Genomic DNA, 14,794 nt, shown 5'->3' with positions numbered 1-14,794 from the left:
TCCAAAGCCGCATTCCTGCTGCCTTTTTTCAATTTCCTAGCGATCGACCGTAATCGACGAAGGTTGTTAAACTTCGCATGAATGCCCTCTTCTAATCCGCCTTCGAACAACAAAAAAAGACTCCTCGCATGACAGGATTAGCTGTTCTGCGAAAAGTCTCGTTTGTTTGTTTTTATGAAGATGCAGCTGGTTGATTCTCATTGAAGTCCCTTAGAAGTTCAACGATCTCGTCCTGTTTGTCCACATGAACGATCAGCTTGCCAATATGTTTGCGCTCTGTAATCGGAACACCTTCCGAAGAGATCGGGAACACTTGGCCTTCTTTGGTCATTACAGTGATCTTACGTTGCTCTTTGCAATAAAACGCTCCAACAATACGGCTACCATTCGGTTTCACACGTTTGCCTTCTTTGAACTCGAATGTGGCAAGCCCCTTGCCTCCACGGCTCTGTATAGCGTAATCCAGAAGTAATGATCGTTTACCATATCCCAGATCGGACAACACGGCAACTTCACCTTCATCTCCTTCTACCCATAGAGCGGATACAACTTCATCTGTATCTCTTAACTGAATACCACGAACACCACCGGATACACGTCCCATTGGATTAACCTCATCCTCTCGGAAACGAATCGCCATGGCTTCTTTTGTAATCAGCATAATATCTTGACCACCTGTACTTAAATGTACAGATAACACTTCATCGTCCTTGCCCACTTTACAAGCCGCAACTGCACCGGACCGCTTGGTAACGTAATCCTTCAGTTCCGTTCGTTTCACCTGTCCTCTTCGTGTGACAAAGACGAGACTGTGATTTGGCTCTTCGAAGGATTTCACAGCAAGCACACTTGCAATACGGTCATCTTTCGCAAGTGGAATCACGTTCACAATGGCTGTGCCCGGGTCTTTCCACTTGAATTCAGGTACTTGGTGAACAGGTAACAGGAAATACTGACCTTTCCTCGTAAAGACAAGCAGATTCTCAAGCGTATTTACTTCCAGAACCTGAGCGATATAATCGCCGTCTTTCACACCACTTCCGCTCCGTTCACCACCAGAACGTGTAAAGGACTGCATGCCTGTACGTTTCACGTATCCCTCTTTGGATAACGTAACAAATACATCTTCCGCATTCACAAGTACTTCGAGATTAACCTTAAGTTCTTCCACTTCACCCTGGATCGCAGAACGACGGTCTATGCCGTATTTCTCACGAATCTCCATCAATTCCTTGCGGATGACTCCGATGAGCTTGCGGTCACTATCCAGAATGGATTGTAATTGTGCAATCTTTTTCATCAGTTCACCGAGTTCCTTCTCCAGAGAATTGATCTCCAGATTCGTCAAACGGTACAATTGCAAAGTAAGGATGGAATCTGCTTGGCGTTCCGTGAATCCAAACATCCACATCAGGTTATTTTGAGCATCCTGACGGTTCTTCGACGCTTTGATGGCCGCAATGACCTCATCAAGGATGTTAAGTGCCTTTACCAAGCCCTCGAGCACATGCGCACGGTCTTGCGCCTTCTCCAGCTCAAACCGGGTACGGAAGGTTACAACCTCCCGCTGATGGGCAATGTAAGCCTCGAGAATCGATTTCAATCCTAATTGATGAGGTGCTTTATTCACAATCGCAACCATATTGAAATTATAGGTGACCTGCAGGTCGGTTTTCTTCAGCAAATAAGCCAAAATACCTTGTGCGTCCGCTTCTTTTTTCAACTCAACCACGATTCGCAGACCTTCACGTCCGCTCTCATCACGCACTTCGGCAATACCTTCAACCTTCTTCTCAAGTCGGATGTTCTCCATCGCTGTAACCAGACGAGATTTCACGACCTGATAAGGAATTTCGGTAATGACGATCTGCTGTTTGCCACCGCGCATGTTTTCAATCTCGGTTTTGGACCGGATATAGATCCGTCCCTTACCTGTGCGATAGGCATCCAGAATGCCGTCACCGCCCATAATCAATCCGCCTGTTGGAAAGTCAGGACCCTTCATAAACATCATGATTTCGTCCAGCTCAATCGACGGTTTCTCCATCACAGCGATCGAAGCATCAATGACTTCACGTAAATTGTGTGGAGGAATCTCCGTTGCAAATCCGGAGGAAATACCGCTGACACCATTAACCAGCAAGTTCGGATAACGGGATGGCAATACAACCGGTTCTTTGGCCGTATTATCAAAATTATCCTTAAACAGAACCGTCCGTTTCTCGATATCGCGAAGCATCTCCATCGCGATGGGCGACAAACGGGCCTCCGTATACCGCATCGCCGCTGCCGGGTCATCATCCTGTGATCCCCAGTTACCATGACCGTCCACGAGCATATGGCCCATTTTCCATGGCTGAGCCATCCGCACCATGCCCTCATAGATGGATGAGTCACCATGTGGATGATAATTACCCATTACGTCCCCAACGGTTTTGGCAGACTTGCGGTAAGTCTTGTCAGGCGTATTACCTGAATCGTACATGGCGTATAGAATACGCCGTTGTACTGGCTTCAACCCATCCCGGACATCCGGAATGGCTCGATCCTGAATAATATATTTGGAGTAGCGACCGAAACGGTCTCCAACGACCTCTTCGAGAAAGGCCGGCATAAATTGTTCTGATGGACTCATTCCAAGCACCTTCTATTCTTCGTACTCTGTAAAGTCGACGTTCTCTACAATCCAGCGTTTCCGCGGATCAACCTTATCACCCATGAGCGTAGATACACGACGTTCTGCTTTTGCTGCATCAACAATCTGTACCTTCAGCATCGCACGAGTTTCCGGATTCATTGTTGTCTCCCACAGTTGATCCGGATTCATCTCACCAAGACCTTTATAACGTTGAAGCTCAACATTATTACCGAATTCCTTCATATAATTCGCCAGTTCTTCATCCGTCCATGCATATCGAACACTCGCAAGCTTACCAGACTTACGAGTAAGTTTGTACAATGGCGGCTGAGCAATATATACTTTGCCTGCATCAATTAAAGGCTTCATATAACGATAAAAGAAGGTCAACAGCAGCACCTGAATATGTGCGCCGTCCGTATCCGCATCGGTCATAATGATAATTTTGGAATAATTGCTGTCTTCAACTGCAAATTCGGTTCCTATGCCCGCCCCGATCGCCGCTGTAATGGCGCGGTATTCTTCATTTTTGAGAATGTCGGCCAGCTTTGATTTTTCCGGATTGAGCGGTTTTCCCTTGAGCGGCAGAATAGCCTGAATCTTCGAGTCACGTCCCTGTTTGGCAGAACCACCTGCGGAATCCCCTTCGACAATAAATAACTCATTTCGGGTAAAATCCTTTGATTGCGCCGGCGTTAGTTTGCCGTTCAGGTTGGAACTTTCGCTACGTTTCTTGCCTGTGCGCATATCATCACGTGCTTTGCGGGCTGCTTCTCTGGCTCTGGAGGCTTGAACCGCTTTGCGAATTAACGTTTGCGCTACCTGCGGGTTTTCTTCCAGGAACCGCTGAATATTCTCGGACACGACCGAATCCACTGCACTTCGAGCGGAAGCGCTGCCGAGCTGATCCTTGGTCTGACCTACGAACTCAACCTCTGACATCTTGACACTGATGACGGCCATCATACCTTCACGCAAATCATTGCCTTCGAGGTTTTTATCTTTTTCCTTAATCATGCTGGTACGCCGCGCGTAGTCATTCATTACACGAGTATACGCAGCCCTGAATCCGGTCTCATGTGTACCGCCCCCCCGAGTAGAGATCGAGTTCACGAACGAAGCCAGCGTTTCGGTATAACCTGCGTTATACTGGATTGCCACTTCGACTTCAATGTCATCCTTCTCCGCATAGAAGTGAATAACATCATGCAGCACATCTTTATTTTCGTTAAGAAAAGCAACAAACTGGCTTGCTCCGCCTTCATACATGTATTCATCCTGATTGCCCGAACGTTCGTCCTTGAGCACAATTCTCAGACCCGAATTCAGAAAAGCAATCTCCTGAAGACGTTCTGCCAATGTATCATAATTAAATTGAATACCGCTCTGGAACACCCGAATATCCGGTTTAAATGTAACTTTTGTACCTGTCCGATTGGTATTGCCCAACACTTCGAGACCGGAGACCGGTTCACCTACATGTTCAATCCCTTTTTTGTCCTTCCAATACTCGAATCGCTGACGATGAATCTTGCCATCACGGAAAATCTCGACTTCAAGCCACTCGGACAATGCGTTAGTAACTGACGCACCTACACCGTGCAAACCGCCTGATTTTTTGTATCCTGATCCACCGAACTTTCCGCCTGCGTGCAAAATCGTAAACACGACCTGGGGAGTAGGAATCCCTGTTTTATGTATACCTGTCGGAATTCCCCTTCCGTTATCCTGAACCGTAATAGAACCGTCCTTATGCAGCGTGATATCGATTTTGGAGCAGAATTTGGCGAGATGTTCGTCGACAGCGTTGTCGACAATTTCCCATACCAAATGATGTAAACCCGAAGTGCTGGTGCTGCCGATGTACATCCCCGGCCGTTTCCGTACCGCTACCAACCCTTCAAGTACTTGAATGTCGTCCGCGTCGTAGCCTGAAGACCCCTGTCCTCCGCCTGTCGAACCTGCCGACATATCGATTTGCTCGACCATTCATGCTCCCCCTTCTTAACTTGCAACTAAAAAAATGCCTAAAATGCAAACAGATGTTTTCTTATCCTTGTCCATTTTAATTCAAGATATCCCGTTTCGTAAAGACAAGGAATGACACAATGAGTGAAGCAATGCCCCAAACACTAAGCACAATAAGGGAAAAACCTAAATTCATACCCTCGATTGGAGGTAATCCGCCAGACAAATAATTCGGAAGTTCGAGGTTAACCATGAACAGATACTTCGCTGTCTGCCAAGATGCTGCCATACTGGTCAAGATTGTTCCTGCAATCAGCGCGGCCATCATGATAACGATACTTGCAGCAGTACTGCGCACAAGCACGGATACCATAAATGCAAGCATAGCCACAATTACACTCACAAACCAGATCAGTCCTGCCTGCATAAGCATATACAGCCACTGGTCTACAGCATGCACTGCCGACATATCGACATCTGTTCCCACAACTTTAAATCCTGTGAAGATTGGCATGTTGAAGCCTTTATAACCAAAGACCGCACCCGATATGACATAACATATAATATAGGCTGATACCACTATGATCGAAACAAACATAATCAGCGTAATTAATTTACTCAGAAGCACTTTCCAGCGTCTAACAGGACGCGTTAAAAGCATTTTAATCGTACCTGTCGTACGTTCACCAGAAACAAGATCTGAAGCTATAGCCATGATTAACAGTGGAATAAACAATCCAACCGCGTTGTTCATGAACTCCCGCGTAAAGGTAACACCACCCGGTTCTTTGGGATTGATGTCATTTTCAAGATAATACTGCATCTGTTGGATATAGACTGTTCTATATTTTTTGTACTCTTCAGGTACCCGATCGCTACCGAGCGAATTTTGATTGTCTGTGATGGCCTGTTGCAGTTCAAGACGCCAATCGCCGCCAAACTTGTCGCGATTATTCTCCGCAGATTTCATCTGGGCATACGTAAACATCGGTACGAGGACCGCAAGTACAATAAATATAATATAAAGCCGTTTTTTCTTCACCATCTTAATCGTTTCATTGCGGATCAGCGGCATGATATTACTCAATGGATTCACCTTCTGTCATTTTTAAGAATAGTTGTTCAAGCGTAGGCTGAATCCGCTGTACCCCTTCAACCTGAATACCAGCTTGAACCATCTGCTGCACCAGATCAGGGATTCGATCTTCATGCATCTCGGCAACCACAGCGTTGGGACCAAGTCCCGCAACAATGGTATCATCCATCACATCCGCAGGTCGACCTACCAGAGCAATGCCTGCATCCTGTAACATCTTTTTGCCTTGCTCCAGTGGTGAAACATGCCATATAGCCAACTTCGAATGATCTTCAATCAGTTCGCTTACACCTCCAACAGCAAGCACACGCCCAGCACTGATAATGGCTACTCTGTCACAGAGAAGCTGGATCTCACTTAACAAGTGACTGCTGACAAATACAGCCATACCTTCGCTGGCAAGTTGCTTAATAAAGACACGAAGTTCCTTAATCCCTTTTGGATCAAGACCATTTGTCGGTTCATCCAGAATGAGCAGACGCGGTCGCCCAAGCAGCGCTTGTGCAATACCGAGCCGTTGACGCATACCCAATGAGTACGTTCTGACTTTATCGTGAATCCGCTGATCCAGACGCACAATATCTACAACTTCCTGAATTCGTTCATTGTCCACACCTGGTTGCATGCGAGCGAAATGCTCCAGGTTCTCCCACCCTGTCAGATATGTATATACCTCCGGATTTTCAACAATGGAGCCTACATACTTCAAAGCACGCTCAGGGTCCCGATTCACATCATAACCACAGACTTTAATTTTTCCTTCTGTTGGTTTGATCAGATCGACCAGCATCCGTATCGTAGTTGTTTTGCCAGCACCGTTGGGACCGAGAAATCCGAAGATTTCACCAGGTTTTACGTCAAATGTAACGTCCTTAATGATCCATTTGCGTCCGATCCGCTTTTTCAGATTCTGTACGGATAGGACGGAATCATACTGCTGCTCTGTCATTTAATTTCCACTCCCTTCTGCCGGTGCATCTGCCTGGAATTCCTGTGCAATCCGAACTGCAATTTGCTCATAACCTTGTCCGTTGGGATGGAAATGATCTGACGAGAGATACTCCCCCAGATGATTTTCAAACAAATCGAATGTAGGGACCAGTGTCATCTTGTCCTCATTGTTCAAAATAGCCAGTGCAGCATCGTTCCATGCAGCCACCACTGCATTACCTGGCTTCTCCAGTTCCTTCACATCGCCAAATGGATTGTACAACCCTATGTACGCAATCTGTGCATCGGGATTAATTTCTTTGACTTTCTTCAATATCTCTTGAAGGCGCTTCGACGTTTCCGGTAAAGCCGCTGCCAGCTGCTCTGCTGTTGGCGGATCTTCCCCCTGGAGAACTTGTCCTCCCTGGAACAAATCATTTGCGCCGATCGAGAGCAAAATAAAATTGGATTGTTGCAGGACATAACGCACGCCTTGCTCATCGAGTTTTTCCAATAAAGCATCTGTTCTCAAACCGTTTACACCCAGATTATTAAGAACCTGAACGTCATATCCTTTATCTTTAAGCAGGTTCCCTGCACGTCTCACAAAACCGAGTCCTTCATCATCCCCCGTGCCTCTTGCCAGGGAATCGCCGATGACGGCCATCCGAATCTTGCCATCTTCCACGACAGCCGGTTCCCCTTCGATATCCTTAGATGGAGCAGTTGCCTCCTGGCCTGTAGTTAATGCGGAATCTCCCTCGGGGAAAATCACGTCTTTTATGGCGTATCCAAATCCAAATAACAACAGCAAAGTTGCCAAGATGGATACTGTACTGACAGTTCTCCAGATCCAGGGTGCTGAATCAAGGCTTTTTTTCTTTTTCATCATCACATCTCCGCTCATGTACACCAGTCCGGGTGCTTTATAATTTATAATGACTTTACATTAAGGCGTGTCTGAAAACCCGCTTCCTTCGGAGTTTTCAGACACGCCTTAATGATGCTATTCCTAAATAACATAAATGTTCTGTCGTTAATTTGCAAATTTTGGCGCTATATTCGCAGAATTCATTTTTCTTATGTCATTTTACGGCAAAAAGGTTATACCATACACAGATTTGAACTGTGCTGGCATAACCTTATGGAAAAGAAAATCATACTTTCTTCATTATAATCGATTACTTACCGATAAACTCTTGTGCCCAGTATCCGTTGTAGAAACCTACACCGATATGCGTAAAGTTTTTGCTCAGAATATTGGCACGGTGACCTTCACTATTCATCCAAGCTGTAACCACTTCCTGTGGTGTTTTTTGTCCTTGGGCAATGTTCTCACCTGCATAGCTGTAAGTTACTCCGAATTGTTTCATCATATCAAACGGAGAACCATACGTAGGTGACTGGTGATCAAAATAGTTATTGTTACTCATATCTTTTACTTTAGCAACAGCTACTTTGTCCAGAAGTGCATCTGAAGCCAGAGCGTTCAGACCTGCTTTAGCACGCTCAGCGTTCACAAGTTTTACAACTTGAGTAGCAAAGTCGGATTGTGTGCTTTCGCTACCATTATTACTTGTATTGTTACCTGTATTACCTGTGTTACCATTGTTTGAAGGATCTTTAGCCGGTGTAGTTTCCGGCTTTTCTTGAGCTGGTTGTGTTGGTTTAGCCGGTTGCTCAGGCTTAGTTGTAGGCTCAGCAGGTTTTGTTGTTGGTTGAGTTGGTTTTGTTGTCGGCTCAGCAGGTTTCGTCGTTTGATCAGGCTGCGTAGCAGGTTTCTCTACAATTTGCCCCTCGGATACGGTGTATCCATTTTGTTTGAGCCATTTCTCAATATAAGCTTTCAAGCTGTCTGTACTTGTAATTTTGTACGTTGTGATAGTCTTATATGTTGAATCTGCAGCAGACGCGGAAGCAGGAAGCATTACCCCTACGGCCAGTACGGCTGTCAGACTACTCGTTACGACAGTTTTCATCCATTTCTTTTTCAAATTCATTCATCTCCTTAAGATTAGTTATTACAACTTTGTAATTAATACTCTAGCAGTATATCAATTCAACAGGAGATTGTGAACCTATAAAATATGGAAAAGTAACTTTTTTGTCATTTTTTAGCCATAAAAAAAAGACATTCGAACTAAAAATGCTAGTCGAATGTCGCTTCACCATCTATTTATCATTCACCACACCAGAATGTGCAGATCAGGATATCATGAGAATTTCCATGCAATAGAAGAAACTTTATTTATACTATAGAAGAACTTTACTGAACCGATAACCTCTCTTCTGAAAACCAATGTGCTCATAAAAAGAGTACGTTGTTGAAGTCACTTCACGGTTTGCACCTGTGACAAACAGTTGTTTACCACCTTGCTGTCTGCCCCAATCTTCGGCACGAGCCATCAGACGACGGCCAATCCCACCACCACGATGTTCTTGACCTACAATCAGGGAAGTAATTTGTGCGGCAGGTTCTGGATAGGCATGACTTTGCACACATTGCAAGCCAATCACACCAATAATTTGTTCATCCACTTCGGCAACAAGCATGCATGCGTTTGGATTGGTTTCCAAACATTCAATACGTTCTTTCATGACATTGGTTGTTGTCGGATAGCTGACCTCTCGCATCAGTCCCGTTACCGCTTCAGCATCTCGTAGTTCACACTCTCGGATCATCAGTACAGGGGCCTCAACATTATTGGACATGATTTACCTCCACTTTCAGCATATTAGCGGCTTGCACCGCTGTTTTACGAGCTTCTTCCACATCTTGACCAGCACTTAAAGCTACAGCCATTCGGCGTCCTACTTTGGTCTCAGGTTTGCCAAATACACGAATCTGAGTACGAGGAAGAGCCAGTGCTTCTTCAATCCCGCCTACAGTAAAGTCAGATGTTTCATCATTAGCCTTCAGCGTTGCTGAAGCTCCCGGTGTCAACAGATGTACACCTGTGACCGGAAAACCAAGAATTGCACGTACATGCAGCGCAAACTCGGAACTGTCTTGCGTCACCATTGTAACCATACCTGTGTCATGTGGACGAGGAGATACCTCGCTGAACACAACACCATCCGATGTGAGGAACAATTCCACTCCAAACAGTCCATACCCGCCAAGTTCATCCGTGACGGATTTGGCAATATGACAAGCTTGCTGCCATTGCTCAGGAGTCATTGCATGAGGCTGCCAGGATTCGACATAATCCCCATCCTTCTGAATATGACCAATCGGAGGACAAAATACGGTGCCTGATACAGACCTAACGGTAAGTAATGTAATCTCACTGTCAAATTGCACAAAGCTCTCCACAATAACACGAACGGATTTGCCACGAGCCCCCGAAAGAGCAATGTTCCAGCAATCCTCTACGTCGCCCGGTGTTCGGCATACACTCTGCCCTTTGCCGGAAGAACTCATTAATGGTTTAATGACACAAGGTGTGCCAAGCTCACGTACGGCTTCCTGAAGTTGTTCCAGGTTGTCCGCAAAAAGGTAATCAGCTGTCGGAAGTTTCAATTGTTCGGCTGCAAGCCGACGGATGCCTTCGCGATCCATCGTTAGACGTGCAGCTCGGGCAGTAGGTACTACACAAAATCCCTCTTCCTCAAGCTCCAGTAAAGCTTCTGTTGCAATAGCTTCAATCTCAGGTACGATGTAATGAGGTTTTTCTTTACGGATCAATTGTTTCAAAACTTCGGCATCCAGCATGTCGATGCAGTAAGACCGGTGCGCGACCTGCATTGCAGGTGCGTTCTCATAACGATCAACAGCGATCGTCTCTACTCCCAGTCGTTGGGCCTCAATAACGACCTCTTTTCCCAATTCTCCACTGCCTAGTAGCAGCATTTTTTTGGCTTGAGCCGTAAAAGGAGCACCCCACATGTTCTTTCCAATCCTCCCAAAGAGAAATCTTCTATATCTGTCTCTCTATTTTCGGGGTTTTGGTTAAAGATTGCAAGAGTGCTCCCTATTTTTCTTGTGAATTTTACAAGATTTTTTGTGTTTTTTCGATCAAATTTTACAATTATCGCTTACAGATTCGTCAACCTTTCCATTCTTCCCAGAAATAAGGATATGTTGAAACAGCAGATTTTAATATTCCAGTGAACATGAATAAGCAAACAAACCCCAAGTTTAGAACCTTGGGATTTGTTTGTTTTTTTCTCTGAAAATTTCATTATGGGAGGAGACGTACGCCATCATGGGAGCATCTGGAGTCAAGTATTTTTTCGCACTATTTACAGCTAAAATCGCATCGTTGAAGGCTCCGGCAATAAGTCTGACTTTGCTATCGTGAGTTGCACAATCCCCTGCAGCAAAAATACCCGGGAGGTTCGTATGCGCATGTTGGCTCATTAGAACCATTCCATCGTCCATTTCTAAGCCACAACTGGCAAGATCACTTAAATTGCTTTTATATCCATGACTAACTACGACTTCATCCACATCTAACAATACATTTTCCTGACTCTCCATATGCGTAATTACAACCTGATGGATACGTTCACCATGATTATGAAGCCGTGTGATGCTATATGGCGTTCTGACATCCGTTACATTGTTCATCTCGCTAACATTGCGTTCCATTGCACGAAACTCATTTTTTCGGTGGACGACCACTACGCTCCGTGCAAGTTGAGCAAGTTCAATTGCCCAATCTACTGCACTGTTGCCTCCTCCTGAAATGAGCACACGCTTCTCGGAAAAATGTTCTGGATTTTGCACGGTGTAATGAAGATTCTCATGCTCATATTGAATCGGCTCCTGAAGCTCCAATTTCTGAACTTCTGCGATACCGCGGCCTACTGCGACAATAATTGTACGCGTATAGTGTATGTCGCCTTCAGCAGTATACAGAGCCAAAATCTCGTTGTCCAGTCGAGCGAACCGATCTACTATGCAATTCAATTCAACCGTTGGATTAAAGGTATTCGCCTGCTGAACCAGATACTCAATCAACTTTGAACACTTCATTGGTGGCAGGCCACCCACATCCCAAATAGTTTTTTCGGAATAGGTATGCAGAAAACCACCAAGTTGGTCTTTGCCGTCAATGATCTTAACTCTCATATCACGCATCCCGGCATAAAAGGCCGCATATAATCCTGCCGGTCCGCCTCCGACGATGGTCAAGTCATAGATATCTTCCTTATTCATTTTGGACACATCCTGTTATTTAGTAGTGAATTTAGAGATATGTGTAACATGAACCGTTTGCCTTATTTATTTTTCTCTTCAAAAACAGCTACAATGTCATCAATAACATACTGATCAGCCAGTGGAGACATCCCCAGATTGAGCCATTCTTTACCACCAACCATGTACACATGATCATTTTTGACTGCTTTCAGATTTTTCCATAGTGAAGTTGCCAACATCTCTTCAAATTTCTTCTTAATTTCAGGATTCTTATCGTCATCCAGTTGAACGATCAAGTGATCTGCATCGTATTCAGGCAACACTTCCATGGATACGGACATGGCAACTTGGTCTTTCGGGAAATTCGGGAGCGGATTCATACCCAGACGCTTGTGCACGAAGTTTCCACGGTCAAGGTTCTCCCCGTGAAGGACGATTTCTTTTTCCATGACTCGAATATAGAGAACTGTTTCTTCTCCGATCATCTCGTTTAATTTGTCGGCTGCAACTTTTTCCTTCGCTACCAAATCTTCAATAACCTTTTCTGCCTGTTCTTCTTTGTCCAGAATTTTGGCAATATCACGCAATTCGTCCCGCCAATCATCACGTTGTGGAAGAAGTACAGTCGGTGCAATCAGAGAAAGCTGATCATAATCCTTTTCGGACCACCAGTCAGGAGCTATAATCAAATCAGGCATTGTCTCCATAACCGCTTCAAAATTCGGCGTTCGTGCGATGCCCATTTTCATGGTATTCGCGAATGGCTCTTCCAAATAAGAAGGATGATCCTCGTGATAGTTCTGCACAGCAACAGGTACGATGCCAAGTGCATACAAAAACTCAGGATATACAAGGGACAGACCCACTACTCTTTGTGGTTCAACCGGAATTTCAATTTCTCCCATCTTTGTAGTCACTTTTTTTACCTGACTTGTTTCTGTTGTGGATGTATTGTCAGAACCAGTCTTCTGACCTTCGCTCGTGGCCTCATCTTGCCCCGCTGTACCACAAGCCGAAATAATGAGCACCAACATCATGGTGCATAGTACCGTTAACCATCTGAATCTCATTCTTTATGTACCCCCTATATGGCATTTAGTTATGACAATGTCTAATTAATAATAATTATCATTATCATTTGATATAGGAGTAAGTATATTAAAATATGTTCAGGTATGATATTGACTATTCAGACTTTTTGCTATGGACGATCTTGCCATAACTTTAATATTTCATCCAACATAAGCTCATGGGTAAACGCAGTGTAGTCCAGCAGGACGCTCGACAACAGGATATCCATTCTGCCATTCTCTACCGCTAACAATGCAAGCCATTCTTCAGACTTACGCACAGCAGACCATGTCTGCCTGGATATCTCATCTTCACCCACAATCAATAATATTCTTTCCACGTTGAGAACAGATAACTCCTTAATGGTCACTGTGCCCCGTTCCCAATAAGTCTCAACTCCTTCGGGACCCTCCATTTGCATATCAACGTAAAAAACGGAAGCAATGCTCCTTGGGCCTAACATCTGCAACGCTTCACCATGAACTTTGAGTACAACCAGCCTGTCATTTCGTATGAAATCTGTAAGCTGATTCTTAATGATCTTTGCCTTCTCTTCATATCTTTGAAGCCACACCTCTGCGATATCCGACCTATCCAAAAAGCTTGCAACATATCTCAAATGTTCTCTCCAATCGCCTTTTCCCCACGGGAGGTCACACACAGGAGCAATGGATTGAAGCTGACTTTGCAGAGACTCAGACTCTGTCCCAATCGTAATAATATAATCAGGTTTAACTAATCGAAGCTGTTCCAGCCAGGTGGTCTCACTCTCTGCGAGTGGCATAACTTTGTCCGTTTCATATTTACGTCGGTAATAGTATGTCCATGGATGACTTGCTGGCGCTGCACAGGGAATGATCTGCAATGCAAGCAGTATACCAATGCTCACAGAATGAATTGCAGCAATTTTTTGTTTGCTATTACGTATAAACGCTGCTGGTGGAATGCCAGAGATTTGCTTGAATTTACGCCGGAAATACGTCTCATCCTGATAACCCACGTACGATGCCACATCCTTGAGTTGATAACTGTGATCATTTCTCATTAAGATCTGGGCTTGTTTAATTCGGTATAGAGTCAGATAGTCCACTGGACTGTAACCATACCTTTTCTTGAATAAACGCATGAAGTGTCGAGGGCTCATTCGTGCCACATTTGCTAATTCCTCAATGGTTAATCTCTTCGAATAATTCTGCTCCATATAACCTTTAACATGTTCAATTGGTGAAGCCAGATCCGTCTTTTCGGCACAGGCCACGTCGTAAAACATGGTATACAATAGTTCCTGAAAACGAATCTGACCATAGTACCTTTGCAAACCATCCTTCTTCAACGTGTGGTGGTAAATCATCTGACAGATCACGCCAACAGCAACGGGTGAAGATGAGCTGACCTCGCCATTCACTTCATTACGTAAAAGTTGCTTCATCATTTCAAGGGCTGTTCCACCCTCCTGCTCCAGTGCGTACATGACATCAAAGCTCATGTGATACACACCTCGTTCATCCAACGAATGCACATTTGCCTCAACCAGTTGCCCCGGGAAGCCTACATACAGTCCGCCCGCCTTTAATTCAATGAAACTGCCATCTATCTTTAACCACCCTTGCCCACTGGCTACAAATAATAACATGTATGTTTCAATGAAGTGTTTCCTCAGAAGCCACTCCGTCGCAGGATCACTCGTATAATTCACGTGAAGGAGCCTAAAATTCATATGATCCAGGTGATCCAAATGCTTTGAATTTATTTCGTTGTTGTCCATCTGCATTGATCTCCCTCCAGCCATGAACGATTGTATTAATTTCATTCTTCAAAAATATAACATACCACACTAAAGAATAAAAAAAACACTCCGGCTATCTTCTAACCTGTCTTCAATGAATAAGAAGCACTTATTATTGAAGGATCAGGCTAAAAAACACCAGAGTGTTATAGGTTCATA

Annotated in this window: 11 protein-coding genes; all 11 read right to left on the bottom strand. The window is 44.6% G+C overall.

The genetic code is table 11. The features are described from left to right. Positions 1-172: 172 nt before the first annotated feature. Entirely contained in the window at positions 173-2,635 is a 2,463-nt protein-coding gene (gene gyrA, locus ACDJ59_RS07185; RefSeq protein ID WP_405170019.1) for a DNA gyrase subunit A, read from the bottom strand. A gap of 12 nt (positions 2,636-2,647) precedes the next feature. Beyond that, positions 2,648-4,627: a DNA topoisomerase IV subunit B gene (gene parE, locus ACDJ59_RS07180; RefSeq protein ID WP_036613300.1), complete on the bottom strand. Its 1,980-nt coding sequence runs from the start codon at positions 4,625-4,627 to the stop codon at positions 2,648-2,650. A gap of 76 nt (positions 4,628-4,703) precedes the next feature. Beyond that, positions 4,704-5,693, bottom strand: a complete 990-nt coding sequence (locus ACDJ59_RS07175; protein WP_036613298.1) for an ABC transporter permease — start codon at positions 5,691-5,693, stop codon at positions 4,704-4,706. Next, positions 5,686-6,651: an ABC transporter ATP-binding protein gene (locus ACDJ59_RS07170; RefSeq protein WP_413408084.1), complete on the bottom strand. Its 966-nt coding sequence runs from the start codon at positions 6,649-6,651 to the stop codon at positions 5,686-5,688. The genes ACDJ59_RS07175 and ACDJ59_RS07170 overlap by 8 nt, the downstream gene beginning before the upstream one ends. After that, positions 6,652-7,524, bottom strand: a complete 873-nt coding sequence (locus tag ACDJ59_RS07165; protein ID WP_413408082.1) for a GDSL-type esterase/lipase family protein — start codon at positions 7,522-7,524, stop codon at positions 6,652-6,654. Between the two features lie 289 nt (positions 7,525-7,813). Beyond that, entirely contained in the window at positions 7,814-8,626 is an 813-nt protein-coding gene (locus tag ACDJ59_RS07160; RefSeq protein ID WP_413408081.1) for a CAP domain-containing protein, read from the bottom strand. Between the two features lie 259 nt (positions 8,627-8,885). Next, the gene (locus tag ACDJ59_RS07155) at positions 8,886-9,344 is read right to left on the bottom strand and encodes a GNAT family N-acetyltransferase (RefSeq protein ID WP_017687788.1); all 459 of its coding nucleotides are present in this window, start codon (positions 9,342-9,344) and stop codon (positions 8,886-8,888) included. Beyond that, positions 9,334-10,521: a formate-dependent phosphoribosylglycinamide formyltransferase gene (gene purT / locus ACDJ59_RS07150; RefSeq protein WP_413408079.1), complete on the bottom strand. Its 1,188-nt coding sequence runs from the start codon at positions 10,519-10,521 to the stop codon at positions 9,334-9,336. The genes ACDJ59_RS07155 and purT overlap by 11 nt, the downstream gene beginning before the upstream one ends. 252 nt (positions 10,522-10,773) lie before the next feature. Beyond that, complete coding sequence (locus tag ACDJ59_RS07145) at positions 10,774-11,796, bottom strand: NAD(P)/FAD-dependent oxidoreductase (protein ID WP_413408077.1); 1,023 nt, start codon at positions 11,794-11,796, stop codon at positions 10,774-10,776. Positions 11,797-11,858: 62 nt separating this feature from the next. After that, a complete protein-coding gene (locus ACDJ59_RS07140) occupies positions 11,859-12,848 on the bottom strand; it encodes an ABC transporter substrate-binding protein (protein ID WP_413408075.1) in 990 nt (329 codons plus the stop codon). Positions 12,849-12,979: 131 nt separating this feature from the next. Further along, on the bottom strand, positions 12,980-14,482 hold the full coding sequence (locus ACDJ59_RS07135; RefSeq protein ID WP_413408073.1) for a helix-turn-helix domain-containing protein: 1,503 nt from the start codon (positions 14,480-14,482) through the stop codon (positions 12,980-12,982). Positions 14,483-14,794: the final 312 nt, after the last annotated feature.

The organism is Paenibacillus amylolyticus (assembly GCF_047302515.1).
GTDB classification, from domain to species: domain Bacteria; phylum Bacillota; class Bacilli; order Paenibacillales; family Paenibacillaceae; genus Paenibacillus; species Paenibacillus amylolyticus_G.
This window is presented reverse-complemented; position numbering and strand designations above follow the sequence as displayed.